The organism is Paenibacillus apis, from assembly GCF_018333295.1.
GTDB lineage: Bacteria > Bacillota > Bacilli > Paenibacillales > Paenibacillaceae > Fontibacillus > Fontibacillus antibioticophila.
Genome location: NZ_BORS01000005.1, coordinates 117,243 through 136,114, shown reverse-complemented (window position 1 = coordinate 136,114; position 18,872 = coordinate 117,243). Strand labels below are relative to the sequence as shown.

Below are 18,872 nucleotides of genomic sequence, written 5' to 3'. Positions count from 1 at the left end.
CTTTAGCGGTGTCAGGGGCTTTTTGGCTATCCGCTTGATAATTTCAGAAGTGATTTTGATAATCTCCTAAAATTCTTTCCTTTCTTGTCCGATAATTACTCTATACGACCTTTTGGACGGTTTCCACTTAACGGGAACTACAACAATCTAAGGTAAAAGGAGAGAAATAATTATGCAGCGTTTCAAGAAGCCGTTTCTTTGGCTCACTTTGTTGTCGCTTGTCATTTCGTTGCTGCCGGTAGGCCTGTCTGCTCCGAAGGCAAGTGCGGCGGATGCTTTGCCAAGCTACTTTATCCCATCGACGCCAGGTCTGCGGGATACCTTCAGTCTGACTATGGAATACACTGGTAACCAGTTGAGTCGTGAGAATGCCTATAAGGTTACAACGGGGACTCTTACGATCGAAGGCTCATTCAGAGCAGGGCTGTCTTCCAATAATATGTTGGTTACAGTAGAACGATTAAATTCAGTACCTAGTTCCGTAGCCAATCAGATTGATTGGGTTCCTGATACCAATAATGTGTATTCCAATACAATGACCACTTCAGGAAATAACTTTTCGGTGCGGGATGTTACCTTGTTTTCTGGATTCAACCGGATTACGTTCTCGGGTACACAAGGGGGAGTTACACAATCGGAATCCTTCTACGTGCTCTATGACAAAATTCCTTATCTTGAGGAACTGAAAATGTATGAGGGCGGTTCCTTGGCCAAGTATCTAAATGAAGGAACGCCTGTGGTAACCAAGGAAGCCATGGTGTCTCTGGAGGGGATCGTTCAGAACACAAATACAGTAACGGTATCTGTGAACGGAAAATCTCCGAACACCGTACCGCGGGATGAGTATAGCGGCAAATTCTATGCCTCCGGATTGTCATTGGCCGAAGGGGTTAATGATTTACAGATTGTAATTACTAATGGTTCAGATACCATTACGATGAATCGTACGATCTTCCGTATTAGTGATACACAGAAAATGACTGGCCTATATGTCGCTTCTACATCTACAGCTTATGATGCTTACGGCAAGACGCCTGTTATTACAGAAAGTGCAGGTGCTGGAGTCAGTATTATTGGTCAGGTTATTATTCCCTATCAGAAGGATGCTGACACGCCTAATGAAGGTTCCTTTTCTGCAAATGGTAAGGTAGCCTACAAGGGTGCTAGTGATCCGGACTATGTGGATGTGACCTCTAGCCTGAGGGTTCTGAAAATGAAAGCAGTCAATGCTGATGGCTCCTATTCGAATGAAACAGGACAGGATGTAATCATCCCCAATGCCAGCGGAAGCCCGGAATATCTTGCGGTCACCTTTAAGGTCGACGGTATTCCGGCTGTAGGTAGTGAAACCAACACGATTTCGCTTCGAGTGACCTATGGTGATCCTGCGGCGACTGTGCCAAGATTCAGTGCGACCGTTCCGGTATCCTTCCGTTATTTGCCCGGTCAGGCAACGATTAAAAATATGTATTACCTGCCTGCCTATGAGACAGAATCCATGAAAGCCGGCTTCGATGCTACTAAGGACTTGACCAAGGTAAATCTTAACGGGGCAACAGTAAATTCAGGGACTTTCTATGTATACCTTGAAGGCAGTGCGGCCCTTACCGGGAATGTGAACGCCACGTATTTGCCAAAGGGCTCTAAAACCTTGAATATAAGCACTACCCCCGTAGCTAGCGGCTCGAATTGGCAAATCTACAAGATCTCCGACTTTTCTTCCGGCCAGCAGCAGCTTGCTTTCTGGTATACCAGTGGTGAAGAGGCGAGAGCAACTGTTTCTTATATAACAATGACTAAAATCTCTTTTACGAATCTGATCTATGGTCAGACGATTGAAGTGGATTCTAAAAAACCTGACACACTTGAGCTTATAGTTGAAGGAAGCTATTTGGGCTTTGAAAATTTCAAGGCTTCGACCAACGCCTCCTATTCTGTGAACGGGTTAGCTTCAGCACCAGGGGAGACAACAAAGGTTGGAGAAGTTAGTTATCCTACTGACAACTCCTTTGTACTGAAAGTAAAGATTGGGCCACAAGGACCTCTCTTTTATGGTGAAAACCGGATTATCTTTTATGGAACCTCTATGGATGGTAATGGCAATGCCCGTACAGTAACGGGAGAAATGCTGGTCTATATTGTAGACAAGAATGGAGCGACAATCAGCAATTTACAGCCGGCAGCAGTATCAGGTACTGCAGCTCCCTTGCCAACTCAGATTCAAATGCAGGATGCGCTTGATAATGTTAATACAGGAGCGCAGGAAGCGCTTGATACAGTCATGAATACCTTGTTCCTTCTATCTCCAAGCTTTACCTATAGTGCAGAGGCCGGAAATTATACAACAAATAATAAGACAGCTCACTTGCTTGGGCGAGGCAGTGGAGCAACACGGGTCAAATTGTACTTTGGCTCGACAACTCTGTTGGATGAAACCTTGGGAACTCCTGTAACCGAGAGGACGGGTTCCTTCACCTACGATTTTGGCGGCGGCTCCAAGTCTTATTCCTACACGCTTGTAGGCAGTGAGAAGGATTTTGTATTCCGCGTGCATGATGTGGATCTTGAAGTGCCGGGAAGCTATGTGTTTAATCTGGAGTTAATCAATGATTCAGGCTCCAGAACCAACAAGAAGATTGAGTTGGTACGTGTAGTTGAACCATACCGTCTGCTCGCCCCGCAGCCGAATGTAGATGGACAATATATTGTAAACAAGAACTTTGTTCGTTTTGATATTGAGGCAGAGGGAGCGACAAAAGTTCTGATTGATGGCGAGGAAGCAGAACTGCGTCAAGAGGCGGGACTCGCTGATCGTTATATCTATGACTACACTGGACTCAAAGCAGATAAGAGTACGAAGGTAAAAATAGAGATTGTTCGTGCAGATACAAGCTTCAAGGATACCATCGAAGTTTACTATACCTCAGCAGTAAATGTGGATAGTCAATTCATGGCGGTGAAGGCCGCTACGAAATATAGTGTATTCAACAAAAAGATCGAACTTAGTTTCCCTAAGGGAACTATTTTACAGACTGCGTTTCCTGGTACGAGCGCAATTGAATATTATCCGGATAACAAGATTCTGTTCGGTATTGCCGATCCCGAAAATGGTGTGGTAGGCAAGCGCGATGATTATGGCAACTACATTGGTGGACAAAATAACAATATAGAGAGCGGCTATGATCCTATTCAGATTCCGATTGATGTGAGAGCTAAGTTTTCCAGTCCTGAGAGTAGAGCGAATTTCACACCTGTCTCTGATGTGTATTGGATTCACGGAGGCTTGGGTGAGAGCGGCGACATTGGGGCTACAAACGGACTTGCTCCATATTCTCTTGAGGGCTACTTCACCAGATTTCCTGCTTCCAGAAAAATTGTTCCATCACAGCGCGGAGAGTTGACGCTGTCCTATAACAGCAGTGTGGTAGATGAAGCTGGAACAACGATTACGGTCTTCCGTCTCACGGATACCGGTATTTGGGAAAATATTGGTGGTGAGGTAGATACCAAGGGGCATAAAATTACAGTGCCGTTTGATGATTTTGGTTATTACATGGTTATGAAGCTCAAGAGGGGCTATAGTGACATTACAAACCATGGCTGGGCAAGAAATATTCTTAATGCGCTCTATTCCAAGGGGATTATGAAGAATCTGCGCGGAGACAGCTTCGGTACAGATGACCGGATTACGCGCGGGGAATTTGCAACTCTGCTGGTGAAGGGCTTGAATATTCCGTTGAATTATCCGACCGATGGGAATCATTCCAAATCCACCTTTACAGATGTGGGGCCGGGCGCAGCTACAGAGACCTGGAGCTACAAGTACATTGAGACAGCAGCACGGGCTGGTATTGTAGCGGGTACGAATGAAGGCGAGTTCGCACCGTATACGCCGATTACGCGCGAACAGGCAGCTGTTATGATCTCCAGAGCGCTCAAGCTCAAGCTCGCTCTGAATGACGACAAGCTGAATTCGGCATTGGCCAAGTCCTTTACGGACTCTGGAAGCATGGATTACTATGCTAGACCTGCGATCCAGGCTGTGTCCAAGGCGAAGATTATGAATGGTGCGGCGACTACACTTCCAGGACAGAAGAAAGCAACGTACAGCTTCAATCCGAAGGGCTACATGACCCGCGCAGAAGCAGGCAAGATTGCTGTGGAGCTGTTCAAGGAGAGCACGGACATCTTCCCTAAGAACTTCAATTAATATAGGTTGTTGGAACTTGCATTAAAATAGGTAGAAACAGTGTATCCCCTTGTCCGCGATAGACTAGCGGCAGGGGGATTCCTGTGTTTCCAATTACATCTTTTTGTATTTTTCCTGACTTTAGGATACAATAGCAAAGTGATAGACATTTTCGCAAAGGGTGAAATGATACAGATGAAACCGATTTTATCTAAACCGCAACTAGGCTATACGAAGGCGAAGAGAAAGTTCGAGGATAAATCCAAGGTGTTGGAGAAGCGGATCGAAGAAACCGCCAAGCTTCAGGAAGTCACTCAGGAGGTAATGGAAGGCTTAGTCATTGAGACCGGTTTCCATGATGCATTTAACGATTTGCGTGCAGCGGAAGATGAGTTAATTGAATGGTCCCACAACACGATGAAGCATGAGAAGACTTATAAGGACAATAAACAGGCAATTGACGATATGTATGCCAAGCTGGAGAGCGATCCGCAGATGCGCGCCAGGATTATCCAGCTTGCGATGAGAGTGAGATAAAATGGAGGAAGAGTTCTTTTCCATATAATTTCGGTAAGGCGTCCAAATTTGGACGTCTTATTTTCGTTTTACTTTCATAAATTATGGGTATTGGTTATGGAAAATGTTACTTAGTGACTGTAATTTTCAGGGATGTTATACTAATTTCCGTCAGGCGGTATAAGATGCAAAAAGATGAAAAAGCGGCTAACCTTGCCAAAGGTAACAATCTTGCAATTTTTTTTAAAAACGCCGCAACTTTTTGGAATCACCTGCGTTTAAGATATAGAACGTGAACAGAATCAATGAAGTGAGTGCCGGAATTAGACATTCCAAGATGTTCCTCATGGGGAAACTTGTCTATCTATTAGAAAAATTAGCTTTACGGCACTAGCGACTCATTGTATAATGTTTAGGTAGGATTAGGAAACTAGTCTATTTCTACGTTCTATCAAGCATGGGAAGTGTTTACAAGTTTCTGCGGCTTGCCCGCAGACCTAATTTATAGGAAAATTGCTCAGGCTCTGGAAAGGGGGTGCAATGGCTAATGAGTAACACGAGCTATTCAATTAAAAGAAATTCTCATGTGATTGATAATCAAGGAGGAGAAAAAAAGGTTATGAAGAAAATTTTATCCGTAGCTTTGTCTACAGCAATGGCATTCTCCATGTTTGCTTCCGTAGCATTCGGTGCAGATGCTAATTTGACCCCGCAACAAAAATTTGATGTTCTGAAGCAAGCGAACATCATGGATGGTATGCCAGACGGCTCTTCTGCTCTTGAGAAGACTCTGACTCGTGCAGAACTTGCTAAGATCATCGTTAAATCTATTGGTTTGGAACCAATTACTGGCGTAGCTACTTACAAAGATAAGAACTACACAGTTAATCATTGGGCTGCTCCTTTCATTGAAGCTGCTACCCAAGCAGGTATCCTGAATGGTAAGGACGAAGCTAAGCAACTGTTTGATCCTAGCGGCAATGTGACTGTACAAGAACTTGCTAAGGTTCTGGTAGCTGCTCTGAAACTGGATGTTCCTGCCGAAGCTAACAACAGTGCTAGCGAATGGGCTAAAGGTTATGTTGCAGCAGCAGTGAAGGAAGGCTTCTTGCCTGAAGGCATCAACTACCAAGCTAACGCTACTCGCTCCCAAGCGATCGTTGCAGCTTATGCAATCTACGAAGCTAACCAAGTTCCTACTGTAGCTTCTTACAAAGTAGTGGATCCTAAGAATGTTGAGTTCACGATGTCCGACAGTGAAGTAGTGAAGGTTGCTTTGGAAACAGCTCTCGAAGCTAACAAAGAAACTGAAGTTAAATTCACTTACCAAGACCGTGAGTACACTCACAAAGTAACTTATGTTACTACTGTGGCTCAAACAGTTCAATCCGTTAAAGCTGACAACCTGAAGCAAATCGTTGTTACTTTTGATGGAACTGTGGATCCTGTATCTGCTGGACTGGAAAGCAACTACAGCGTTGCTGACAGAACCTTCAAGAGCGCAACTGTCTCTGAAGATAACACTTCTGTTACATTGTTGTTCGATGAAGCTCATTCTTTGACAAATCAAAAAGAATTTGAACTTTCAATCAACAATGTTAAGAACACTGACAGCACAAAGACTTTCACTCAAAAAGTGAAATTCACTCCTGTTGACGTTACAACTCCAACTGTGAAAGAAGTAGTTGGTCTTGGAACGAAAGCTGTAAAAATCAAATTCAGCGAACCGGTACAGCGTGCTGAAGCTGTTAAATCTGCTAACTATAAAATCGATGGTAAGGCTATCGGAGCTTCTATCGTATATAGCTATCCAGATACTGTAATCTTGTCTACTAACCTTACTGAAGGAGATCATAAGATTTCTGTAAGTAATGTTGCCGATGCTTCTGGTCTGAAAATAGTCCCTGTAGATTATGATTTCACAGCTACAGTTGATACAGCTGCACCTGAAGTTGTTGGCGCAACTTCCAAAGATTTGAGAGAAGTTACTGTTGAGTTCAATGAGCCAATTAAAGCTGTTAACAGCGCTTATGCCAATGTTAGCGGAAATACTGGTATCATCGAAATTAACGATAACAAAGTAACTGTTAAATTCACTGATGATAAAAAAGCTCTGAACTACAGCGAAAACACGATTTATCTGAAAGGCGTTCGCGATTACAGCGATAACAGTGCTGATCGTGAAGTTAAGGTTAACCCTACCCTTGATACAGTTCGCCCAGAAGTGTTGAGCTACGAGCTTAAAAACGAGAACGGCAACTACATTGCAAAAGTTAAATTTAGCGAAGCTCTCAAAACTTCGACTGTTGAAGACCGTACTAACTATGTGTTGAAGGATTCCGAGGGTAAGGTTGCTGATAAAGCTGGAACTGATGCTAAAGGTAATCCAATTGAAAAACCAAGTTTTGATGTTAAGAACAATACTGTAACTATCAACTTGGGTAATGACTTGGACAACAAGTCGTACACACTCACCATTTCTGGTTTGCAGGATACGGCTTATGTACCTAACTCCATGCTGCCTTACACTATCGATCTTGATGCAGCTAAGGCTCAAGTAGGGGCAATTAGTCGCGCATGGGTTGAGCCTTATAGCGATGGCCGTTATGTTTACATTGAGTTTAATAAACCTGTAGCAACTTCGGGTGTTGGCGATGCATCTGATTATGCTAAGTATTTCTTGGTTAATGGTACTTCTGAAGAAAGATTAGCTGCAGAGTCTGGTGATGTAACGATTATTTCTTCTGATACAGTTCGTATCTTTACGAAAAAATCAGTTGGAACGGGCTCGACAATCAGAGCAAACTATGTAGCAAACGCTGACGGTAACTACTTTGTATCTACGACCGGCGGTTATGTTTTGGAAACAGTGGTCAAGGATCAGGCTATTGCTTTGAGCAAGGCAACTGCTACAAGTACTAAAGAAGTGAAACTGGAATTTGACGGTAAACTGAACTACATTGACTACACTGACTTCAGAGTAGGAACTTACACTCCGACGAGTTACACAGTTAGTTCGGATTACAAAACATTGTACCTGAAATTTGAGGGATCCGGCAGAGAGCTTCCGGCTGATGCTGAAACTAAAGGTCTTAAAGTAACTACTGTAAGACACACTACACAGGATGTTTATGGAAACGCAGTTAAATTGGTTGTAGCTGATCCTGCGAATAATGTTCCTCAAACACCAAACATCAACGTTGTAGATGATGTTGCACCTGAACTTATCGAGAATGGTCTTGTAATTAAGCCATCAGCTACAACTGCTGTGTATGAAGCTACTTTGACTTTCACTGAAGCCATCGATGTATCGAATGCTGGTAACTATGCTTATGGTTTGGAAGGTCTGTTTGAAGTAAAAGTAAAAGATAAAGCTGCAACGATTAGTAATGTTTACTCTGCTGCTGATGACAGCACGCTGGGTGCAAATCAATTGAAAGTAGTATTTGCTCTGCATGCAGATAACAACAACACAATTGCTCTTACTGATCAAGTATTGTTCAAGTACACTGCTGATTACAGTAAGGCAATTACCGACATTTCAAATGCTCGCAAAACCTTGTCGAAATTTGAAGTCAACGAGCTTTACGATTACATCAACTAATTTCCTTGAAAAGAGGCCCTTCGGGGCTTCTTTTTTTTAGCAGTTTAAGAGCTTGCGAAGCAAGCGATACAAAAAATAACCACATAGCGGTTGTGTAGTTTAGATTATATCTACAAATACCTAGTACGTTCATGATGAGTGGGAGTGCTCGAACTACTATGGTATAAGAATGGGAGAAGGTGGTTAATGGCAAGTCATAATGATATATGACTTTCGAAAAAAAATTCTTGAACGGACTTTATGCCTCGCTATATGCCGGTCACCTCGAAAAAGTATCATGCCTTATAAGATAAACTCGAGTGGATGGATACCCCCCCTATAATCTGCGTTAAACCAACAACTATAAAGTAAAGACGACGAAGCTTATTAAAAAACTCACGCTAATGATGGAAATAAAGTGTTTTCTAATGCTTCTTACTAAGTTCATCCTCAGTTCATAATCTTTTTTTAAACTTTTTTTAAGTTTGTGCGTATATAATATATACGACTTTTATTAATAGGAGGTTTGACCTTGAGTAAAGCTAAACTGGTTGTTGCATCTTTGACTGTTGCTGCTTTGGTTGCTCAAAGTGGAAGCTACATAGTGGATGCTGCTGCGAAGACAAATGCAACGAATACGAAAACTCAGAATCAATCTGCAGTAAAGACGCTGAGTAATTTAAGTGCTGTTAAGATTACTAACAATAGCACAGTGAAATTAAGCAACGTAAATATTTTAGCCCAGGAGAACGAGAATGTCCTGACCTATACCTTGACTTATCAAAACAACGACAAAAAGGCTTTAAATTTAGTTGATTATTGGACAAAGGTTAAGACTAAATCGGGTACGATTTATAGTGTACAGGCTATAGGGACAGACAAAGACAAAAAGAAAGTAGTGCCAGGTTCTTCGCTTAGCGTGACCTACACAACAAAAATAGCAAAAGGCTTAAAATACAGTGATTTGAATTTTATTGTAATAAAGTGGAACTTTAGTTTGCCAGGATACGAGCAGCATTTAGGCAGCATTAATGTTCCTTCCAGTTACTCGATAGCAGCTCCTGCAAATACAACTCAAAAGCTCACAATTAATGAAAACACGGTTAATGCAAAGGTAACCTCTGTTAGTGTATTAGGCCTTGGTGATGAGAATTATGTGAATGTATCATTATATATGCAAAATGCCGGGTTCAAAACCCTTGATAGCTCCAATTTGAAGTTTATTGTTCAAACGGCAAGCGGTACACCCTTTGCATTGAATCCTGATTCCCTGAGCTCTAAAGTTCAAATTTTGCCTCAAGAAAGTAAAACGCTCAATTTGATTGCAAAAGTTCCTAGAATAGTTAATCTGAATAATATGCTCCTCATGATAGTTCAGAATGAAGAGAGTCTTAAGAGCGATGTTGGTTTAGCATCTATGAATTTAGGAATTAAGAGCAACAAGAATTCTTCAACAGAAGTTGCTAAAGAAAAAATTCTGAATATTAACAATAGTAGTATCGCTACGAGCATTGAGAGTATTTCCAGAAATCAGAGCTTTGGGGAAAGTGCGCTTTCTATACAATTTGCGCTTAGAAATAAGGGAGATAAAGTTGTAACAGTCCCGGCTTATGCATTTGATATTCAAATAGGTAATAAGTCGTACCCTCTATCTGCAAGCGGACTAGAAGGAATGACACTTCAACCAGGCAGCGAACAAATTATTTCTGTTGATGGGTCAATTCCGGTTGTCTCTAATGTTGAAGAGATGGAATTAATTCTAAAGGCACCAACTGAGTCTGACTCCACGTCTCCAGAGCAACCAGCAGTTGAGACTAATTCTTATCCTATAGCTGCATATAAACTTCCGGAGTATACAGAAATGCAATATGCAGTAGGGGAAGAGAAAACGGTTAAGAATAATGACGGTACCTATGGCGTAACACTTGATAGCATACAGAAACTTCCATGGGATGATGGAAATCTGCTTTCAACCAAAATTACAATCACGAACAAGGGAGTCAAAGCGGCCAAGCTTCCTGAATTCGTTGGAACATACAAGATGGATCTTACCTCTTTAAATAGTTCGGTTCAATTGGTCAATACGAACACTACTCAAATCTTGGGTCCAGGGGAAAAGGCCAGTGTGTATGTAGTTGCAACTGTTCCGGAAAGTGTTAAATTCTCTCAATTGCAAGTTCAGCTGCTACAGAAAACGGGAACGGATAAAACAAGTAATTGGATTATGTTCTCGAATTATGGAAAAACAACGGATTTCAAGGTTGTAGCTGATGGTACTTACAATAATTTGGATACTGCAGGTAAAAAGGCAGATCTTATGACTCGGAAAACATACCTTTATAAAGGTAGCACCAATGATATCATCTATACTGAATTGGTTATGAGAAATTTGGAGGACAAACAGAACAAGCTGTCTCAGTTATCCGGATATTTCCAAACGGATGAAGGACATTATTACAAAGCAGATGTAAGCCAAGTGAAGACCACGGTGGGTCCAAAGGCGGCTAGCGTTGTATCATTCTCGGCCAAGGTACCAAAAGGAACGGTTGTCTCTAATTGGAATCTTGTAGTGGGAGAGAGCATTACGGAAAACAAATTTACGGATGCAGAAGGCAAGCCTACAGGCTACGTAAATGCAAATGCAATGGAACTAAACCTGGAAAGCCGTGATATTAAGAGCACGTTAAAGGGTGTAGAATTATTCCCATACACGCTAGATGTAAGAGAAATAGAAGGACGCACGAACTCGTCAGGACTTGAAGTGAAGATGAAGTATGACTTGAAGCGTGACTTGGCCTTTGAAATAGGAGAATTCCAGCATAAGTTCGTACTGGAAGTCGTAGATTCAAGCGGTGCAAGATTTGAGAAGGAAGTTGAAATTGAAAAGGATATGTTAGTCGGATCTAACTTGAATTTCTCATTCGTAGTCAATGATCTGATCTTCGCTACATCCAGATCAGGAGCCTTCCAATTCTCAATCTATGACTCTCATCAAGGAGTTAAGACAAAGATTGCAACACAAGCAGTCCCTTATGTAAACACAGACCTTTATAATTAACACATTGGTAGAAATCCCTCCTTTGGGGGGATTTCTACTTATTCTTTCCTACATTACAATATTATTATTCATCAACGTTTAAGGATTTTATTGAGGAGGATCATGAATGAAAACAATATGGAAATATACAGCGGCCGCTGTAGTGATCGGCGGAAGCCTTTGGGCAGGCTCGCTGTTGAATTTGACGGCAGAGGGGGCTAGTGTGGCTTCTCAGCCAGGGAGCAGCGATGATCCAGTTGTTACGAAGAGCTATGTGGATCAAGCGATCCAACAAGCGCTGAAAGGCGGCGGAGTATCGACCACGCCTTCTACACCATCAACACCATCTACGGAAGGAAGCACAAGCGGCTCGGCTGAGGCAGTTGAGATTGTTACTGTGAAGCCGGGCGAGACTTTGATTGCCGGAGCTGGAGCAGAGTTTGTGGTCAGAGCAGGCAAGGCTGTAATTTATAGTTCAGATTCAAACGGGGTAGCGGATCTGACCGATGGCGTTGATATCAAAAATGGTGGAACAGTGGCGAATAACCATCTGCTTTCTTTTCCGCGTGAAGGCCGGGGCATTCAGGTATTGGAAGGGAATAAATATAGCTTGACTGTAATGGTACGCGGATCGTACTCGATACGTTAGAATACACATTTTACCTCCAGTAGCAAACATTCATCAGCTTATTTCAATTACTAGTCAGGCATACTACACCTGAAAGAATAAATGGAGGTGGAAATGCCGTGGCAAGGAATAAAAGTAAGGTCATACCGGAATGCCGTGAGGTTCTGAAGCAGTGGAAATATGAGATTGCAGCGGAATTTGGACTTCCTGTAGGCGGAGGGGCTATTAGCGGCTCAACCGACACTGAGTTTGCAGGAGAGCTTGGAGCCATGGGAGCAAGCAGTAGCTATGGAGGCAGTTGGGGACATCTGACATCCAGAGAGAATGGATCCGTTGGCGGAGAGATTACAAAAAGGCTTGTAGCCAAGGCACAGCAAGACTTTTTATTGCACTAATTTTTGACATCATCTTGCAAATAAGTTAATATGACAGTTAAGGACTGTAGATGCAACCTTTTCCGACAAGGAGAAGGTTCATTTTTTGATTAGCCTTTTTCATGGACGGCTAAAGTATATCCTAATTATTGTATTGTATGGAATTGTCGTTTGCCGCCATATTAGGTATAGGGGAGGTTGAATTTCATGTCCATTCAAGGACGACATTTATTTACATCCGAGTCTGTTACAGAGGGACACCCGGACAAGATCTGCGACCAGATTTCCGATGCGGTGCTCGACGCTTTTCTAGAGAATGATCCTTATGCACGTGTTGCATGTGAAGTATCCGTAGCCACGGGCTTGGTGCTTGTCATTGGGGAAATCAGTACAAAGTCAGAGTATGTAGATATTCCAGCCATTGTTCGTAAGACTGTGAAGGAGATCGGATATACCCGTGCCAAGTACGGGTTTGACTATAATACATGCGCGGTATTGACCTCATTGAATGAACAATCCGCAGACATTGCTCAGGGAGTAAATGCAGCGCTTGAGAACCGGGATCCGGAGAAGATGAATCAGGAGACGGAGAATATTGGTGCAGGCGACCAGGGCTTGATGTTCGGATTTGCCACAAATGAGACGGAGGAGCTGATGCCGCTTCCGATTTCACTGTCACATCGTATTGCTCGTCGATTGTCGGAGGTTCGTAAGGATGGAACGCTGGACTATCTTCGTCCGGATGGGAAAACTCAGGTCACGATTGAGTATGTGGATGGCAAACCGAAGCGGGTGGATACGATTGTGGTATCGACACAGCATGCCGAGGAGATCACCCTGGAGCAGATCCAGAGGGACATCAAGGAGCAGGTCATCCTGCCGATCGTTCCTGCTGAGCTATTGGATGCTGAAACCAAGTATTTCATAAATCCGACAGGGCGTTTTGTCATTGGGGGCCCTCAAGGGGACGCTGGGCTGACCGGACGGAAAATCATTGTTGATACATATGGTGGATATGCCCGTCACGGCGGGGGCGCCTTTTCGGGTAAGGATCCGACAAAGGTGGACCGTTCTGCAGCTTATGCGGCTCGCTATGTAGCGAAAAACCTCGTTGCAGCTGGCCTTGCTGATAAGGTAGAGATCCAGTTAGCTTATGCAATCGGTGTGGCTAATCCGGTATCGATCAATGTCGACACGTATGGAACAGGAAAGGTTCCAGAGGAGAAGCTGGTTGAGCTGGTTCGTGAGAACTTCGATCTTCGTCCTGCCGGTATTATTCGCATGCTTGATCTGCGCCGTCCAATTTACCGCCAGACCGCTGCCTATGGTCACTTTGGCCGTACAGATCTCGATCTTCCTTGGGAGCGTGTGGACAAGGCTGGGGTGCTGAAAGAGCAGGCTGGACTGTAAGCAAGGAAATGAAGCGTGTGTTGTATTTGATGAATGACAAGTCGTGCTTAAACACGACGCCACAGCAATAATTGATAACAAGCAGACTCGCTGCCTTGGCAGAGGGGTCTGCTTTTTTGCGAAATGAAAGTAATTGAAATATGTGGCTCATTTTTTAACCCCGTATTTTTCTGAACAATGTGAACCTGATAAGGTTAAAATTGGATGATTCAGGAAAAACACTAAAAAACCACCCCGATTATGCCGTTAATAAAAGTAGGTATGTGCTTAACGGCTATTTATGCTGAAATACATAGAACTGATTATGCTAACAGATTCTGAAAGCCTGTGAGAGGAGCCAGATGAAATGAACAAAATGACATGGATGAAGAGCTCAAGAGGAAAGGTATCGCTGCTGTTGGCGGTATGCTTGTTGCTGAATCTACTAGTTGGTGTAGGAGGGGCGAGTGCGGCTCCAGGAGACCCGTTCGAGTTGATCGAGAGTATGGTTCCGGCGAACGGGGCTAAGGGAGTATCGCTAGATACGGATAAGATCGTACTGAATTTTAATCGACCGGTTAAACCGGGAAATGGAACCATACAGATTGTTGAAGGTGGAACCTTGTTCCATGAAGTTGGTGTGACGCCTTCACCGGTATTTACTACTTTAAGTATGGAAATTGATATTCCAGCGGGAAAGCGTTTGACAGAAGGTCAAGTGTACCATGTGATCGGTAGTGAGGGGGCATTTGTTGATGCTGCAGACCCATCGCTTCTAAGTGCTGCCTTCGAATTCTCATTCACAAGCTTAAGCGATCCAAACAGCCGGCCGCCAGTGAAAGCTGAGGAGAATCCCTTCTTGCCGGCAGCGGGTGCTATAGTAGACCTGGCTGGGACGTCCACTACGTTCAGTCTCACGTTTGATAAGCCCGTATTGGCGGGAACAGGCAGTGTGACTGTTAAGAGCGCTTCTACAAATGCAACTGTGTTCAGTGCCGCTGCTACGGCAGCCATGATCGCAGACAGAACAGCCTCCTGGACAGTGACTGGCTTGGCTAGAGGGGAGCGCTACTATGTATTGGTTGATCAAGGGGCATTTGTAGATAGTGATGGTCAGGCCTTTGCAGGGATCTCCAGTGCCCAGGAATGGTTCGTCAATGTGAGAGGGAACGCCGTAGCCTGGAGTTCAACACAGCCAGCTGATCGTGCTACAGGAGTTGGGATTAAAGAGACTCTGAAATTGAACTTTTCTCGTCCGGTCTATCCAGATCGTGGAGTAATCACTCTGTCCTTGAATGCTAATGGCACGAAGGTGCGCGATATATCAGTTACTTCGGCGGATGTAAAGGGCGGAGGAACTTCAAATATTACGATCACCCTGCCTGCTCTAAGCTATTCCACAGCATACAGCGTGGATATTCCTGTGGGGGCATTCAAGGATACGGATGGAAATTCGACGGAGGCTCGTAATTGGACTTTCACAACGGGAAGCAGCTCAGCTTCTGGCACATTTCGTATTTCTTCCGTATTTCCAGCTAATAATAGCTCAGGAATTAGTCTGACAAGCAGCATCTATGCAACGTTCAGCAAACCTATTACGTTGGAGGATGCCAGTAAAGTGACGCTGCGCAAGCAAGGAACGACTACGGCGATTCCGGCAAGCATCACTGCCTCGGGAGCTAGATTAAACATCGTTCCCTCCAGTGCTTTGCAGGAAGGCTCCACCTATTACATTGATATTGCGGCTGGTGCAGTGAAGGATACTGCAACGGGCACGCTCAACACGGCCTTGAACGGAGCCTCCAGTTGGGCCTTCCAGACCGTGTCTATAGACAAGACGCCTCCTGTGCTGCAAACGGCCACAATGGAAGGGAACAGAACGATTCGTCTGACCTATGATGAGTCACTGGATTCTACGGTTACTCTGCTGACATCCAGCTTCACTGTGACGGTGAATGGAGAGACGAGAAAACTCAGCAACGCCTATATTTCGGGAAATAGTGCATACGTGGTTCTGGAGACTGGAGTAGCTGTCGGTCAGAACATTCGGGTTAGCTATAGCCAGGGCAGCCTGCGTCCCATTCGGGATCTGGCTGGCAACTTGGCTGGCGGTATTTCAAGCAAGGACGTGACGAACGGTATCGATTCGGTCATGCCGAAGCCGAAGGACGGCTATGTCTCCGGAAGTATACTAACATTGTATTTCAGCGACTCTATGAAAAGTGTGTCTACCTACGCTTATGAACAGTTTACAATAACGGCTGACGGCTACTCTAAAGGAATTGATCGAATTTCCCAGAGCGGCTCAACAGTTACATTGTATCTGTCCAGTTCTGTTGGCAATGGGGAAGTAGTCAGAGTTTCTTATTCCCCCGGCTCTTATCCGCTTCAGGATCTGAGAGGCCAAAATATTGCAGGATTTGCCGATTACTATGTCCGCAATTCGTATGATACAGTTCCGCCGAAGCTCACAAGTGTGGAGGGCTCTGGCACGAGCATTATTTTGACCTATGACGAGGCGCTTCGCACTACCAGTGTTCCGATGAAAAGCCAGTTCTCGGTGCTGGTCAACAACGCCCCAATCTATGTAACGAAGGTGGAAATTTCAGGGGATCGGGTGCTTCTGACATTGGCTTCTTCTTTTACAAAGGATCAAAATGTGACGATTTCCTATGTATCCGGGCCGGGAGGGATTGCGGATCTGAATGGCAACCTCGCGGGATACATTGATCTTCAGCCGATCAATTATGCGGTAGTTATAGAGGGAATTCGATCTGCAGTTGTCCGTGGGGATACACTCACAATTACGTATAGCTCCCCGCTGCGCTCGGTTTCGACGTTCCCTGCAAGCCAGTTCTATGTATCGGTGAACAAGGATCCTCGATCCATCCAGTCTGTGAGTGTGAGCGGGGACACAGTAACCCTCAAGCTCGCCAGTGCGGTTGCAGCTTCACAAGCGGTTGAGGTTTCGTATATGACGGGTTCTGTGTTGCTATATGATACTTCGGGCAATGCGATGAAGAGCTTTAGCGGGCTGGCGGTAACGAATCTGACATCAGGAGCCTCAACTGGAACGAGCACGGGAACTGCTACTACTCAGCCTTCGTATCTGACATTAATGAATGGAACAACCTTTGGCATTAACGGAAGCTATGTGCTGGATCAGAGTGCTGCTACGAAGACCGCCGACAACTCGCGTTACGGAAAGTCGGTGAATAGATACACCCTGGCTACGGATCAGGTAAAGGGAGCCCTTGATTTTCTGACGAATAGTTCCAGTTCTGCATCAGGGGATAAGATCATGGTGTTTGAGGTTCCTAATACGGAGAAGGCCGGATCGGTAGCCATACCGCTCGGCCCGTTGAAGGATGCCTTTACCAGCGGGAAAACCGCGTCCATTGGCGTGAAGTTTGGTGATAATATGTATGTGCAGCAGATTAAGGACATCTCCTTCTCGGGAATATCAAGCATTACGGGAAACAGTACGCTGGATGGAGTATACTTGCTTGTGCGGCTGGAAAATATACCGCGTGATAGTGTGCCATCACTTCCTTCAAGCGGGACAGCTACGGTCAGTGCCGTGAACGATCCTTTGGAGGTATTTGTTGGAGCGAGCACGAGCGGCGGTTTATTACACGATACCAGTCATAAGGGGAAAATCTACATTCGGGAGGCCGGACAATCCTCCTCTGTCAGTGGAATGCTGCTTAAATACAATACCGCTAATCGCAAGGTAAATTATATTCTGTCGGGGATGAAGAGCAGTGGAACAGGCAGTGTATTCTCCGGCACAGTGAGCGGGAACTCGATTGTAGGGCCTGCGCTTGGATACGGATATTTCGAGGACACGTCTCGCCATTGGGCGAAGGATGACATCCTTGACCTTGCGGGTAAAATGGTTATTGAATCAACAGGCGGCGGAACAAGCTATAAATTCGAGCCGAATCGGAACATCACCCGAGCTGAATTTGCGACGTTCATTGCGAAGGGCTTGGGACTTAGCGCTGACAACGCTGGTTCGTCAGGAACGCTTAGCTTCCCGGACGTCTCCTCATCGGATCCGTCAGCCGAATATATACGCGCGGCTACGGCAGCGGGTATTATCAACGGTAATACGGATGGGACGTTCAAGCCGAACAATAATATTACTCGCGAGCAGATGGCTCTGATGATGGTCCGTGCGATGGAGTATACGGGCTATAAGATGAACACAGGCGACGGTGCGTCAACAACGCTGTCCCGGTTCAAGGATGCGGCGAAGATCCAATCCAAGGACACGGTTGCAAAGGCTGTGAATGAAGGGATTATTCAAGGCGTGAATGTCGGCACCGGGTTCCAGTTCCAGCCTGCCGGAAATGCCAGCCGTGCAGAAGCAGCGGTTATGCTGAAGCGGGTATTGGATAAGCTGACACAGTAGGAAGAGGGAGAAAGGCAAGGGCAAGAGCCGGGCCTGAGCTAAAAGAGTGGTGAATAAGTAGCCTGAGGGCTGGTGTGTGTGGGCCGAAACGTTATTCGTGATTCAGATATCCATGACTATGTCAGCAATCCTAGTGATATGGTAGAGATCACCTTTAAACCCAGATGTTAACCCTATAAGGTCCAACTGAATCAATGATCCGGGTTTAATAACGAGTATAGGCCCATACTGGACTCAGGCTCTCTAATGTTCAGCACGCTTCTAAAGAGTCGAATTCTAGCTGGTGTTGGCTGGTTATAAGAGAGGAGTTGCGGGATAATTGTAGGGAATACAACTATTCCGACGTAGACCTCCCGAACAGTAAGCTCTAGTTGTAAAATGTACACGTAAATCGGAGAAAATCCCATTTTCCACTCCTAGTCAGTAGCTCTAGTTGCAGAAAAAGCAATTAATCCTCGAAGCGATAGACCTTACTGGCGGGATAAGTGTAGAAGTGCAGCTAGAAGTAGCTATTTGTTTGTAGTCTGGGTAGTTTAGTGCACGTTGTATACTTGATATGGCTCTATGTAGGCTAGTGCACGTTGATAGTAGATGTGCGCTGGGTAGTTTAGTGCACTTCGTATAGTAGAGACGCTCTATATAGTTTTTTGATGTATGTAGAGGAATTTGACGAAATCTGAAAGATTTGATATATTCTGGATAGTAAATTATGTGTTATTTATACAGTGACGAGGTACGT

General features: G+C 44.6%; 8 protein-coding genes. All 8 read left to right on the top strand.

All coding sequences use genetic code 11. The features are described 5' to 3' along the window. Nucleotides 1-172 precede the first annotated feature (172 nt). On the top strand, nucleotides 173-4,210 hold the full coding sequence (locus KI362_RS09030) for an S-layer homology domain-containing protein (RefSeq protein ID WP_301626598.1): 4,038 nt from the start codon (nucleotides 173-175) through the stop codon (nucleotides 4,208-4,210). A 174-nt stretch (nucleotides 4,211-4,384) separates the two neighbouring features. Further along, nucleotides 4,385-4,726: a hypothetical protein gene (locus tag KI362_RS09025; RefSeq protein WP_044481615.1), complete on the top strand. Its 342-nt coding sequence runs from the start codon at nucleotides 4,385-4,387 to the stop codon at nucleotides 4,724-4,726. Between the two features lie 526 nt (nucleotides 4,727-5,252). Then, nucleotides 5,253-8,309 (top strand): Ig-like domain-containing protein, encoded by a 3,057-nt coding sequence (locus KI362_RS09020; protein WP_301626594.1) that lies wholly within the window; start codon nucleotides 5,253-5,255, stop codon nucleotides 8,307-8,309. 511 nt (nucleotides 8,310-8,820) lie between these two features. Further along, nucleotides 8,821-11,346 (top strand): hypothetical protein, encoded by a 2,526-nt coding sequence (locus KI362_RS09015; RefSeq protein ID WP_301626592.1) that lies wholly within the window; start codon nucleotides 8,821-8,823, stop codon nucleotides 11,344-11,346. A gap of 106 nt (nucleotides 11,347-11,452) precedes the next feature. Then, entirely contained in the window at nucleotides 11,453-11,974 is a 522-nt protein-coding gene (locus tag KI362_RS09010; protein ID WP_301626590.1) for a hypothetical protein, read from the top strand. Nucleotides 11,975-12,072: 98 nt separating this feature from the next. Then, entirely contained in the window at nucleotides 12,073-12,348 is a 276-nt protein-coding gene (locus tag KI362_RS09005; RefSeq protein ID WP_301626588.1) for an alpha/beta-type small acid-soluble spore protein, read from the top strand. A 186-nt stretch (nucleotides 12,349-12,534) separates the two neighbouring features. Continuing rightward, a complete protein-coding gene (gene metK, locus KI362_RS09000; RefSeq protein WP_044481027.1) occupies nucleotides 12,535-13,737 on the top strand; it encodes a methionine adenosyltransferase in 1,203 nt (400 codons plus the stop codon). Nucleotides 13,738-14,083: 346 nt separating this feature from the next. Next, the gene (locus tag KI362_RS08995) at nucleotides 14,084-18,133 is read left to right on the top strand and encodes an Ig-like domain-containing protein (protein ID WP_301626585.1); all 4,050 of its coding nucleotides are present in this window, start codon (nucleotides 14,084-14,086) and stop codon (nucleotides 18,131-18,133) included. Nucleotides 18,134-18,872 lie beyond the last annotated feature (739 nt).

What these genes read in the sequence shown, in the direction of transcription:
- KI362_RS09030 (WP_301626598.1), top strand. Translation starts at nt 173, where the DNA reads ATGCAGCGTTTCAAGAAGCCGTTTCTTTGGCTCACTTTGTTGTCGCTT.
- KI362_RS09025 (WP_044481615.1), top strand. Translation starts at nt 4,385, where the DNA reads ATGAAACCGATTTTATCTAAACCGCAACTAGGCTATACGAAGGCGAAG.
- KI362_RS09020 (WP_301626594.1), top strand. Translation starts at nt 5,253, where the DNA reads ATGAGTAACACGAGCTATTCAATTAAAAGAAATTCTCATGTGATTGAT.
- KI362_RS09010 (WP_301626590.1), top strand. Translation starts at nt 11,453, where the DNA reads ATGAAAACAATATGGAAATATACAGCGGCCGCTGTAGTGATCGGCGGA.
- metK (WP_044481027.1), top strand. Translation starts at nt 12,535, where the DNA reads ATGTCCATTCAAGGACGACATTTATTTACATCCGAGTCTGTTACAGAG.
- KI362_RS08995 (WP_301626585.1), top strand. Translation starts at nt 14,084, where the DNA reads ATGAACAAAATGACATGGATGAAGAGCTCAAGAGGAAAGGTATCGCTG.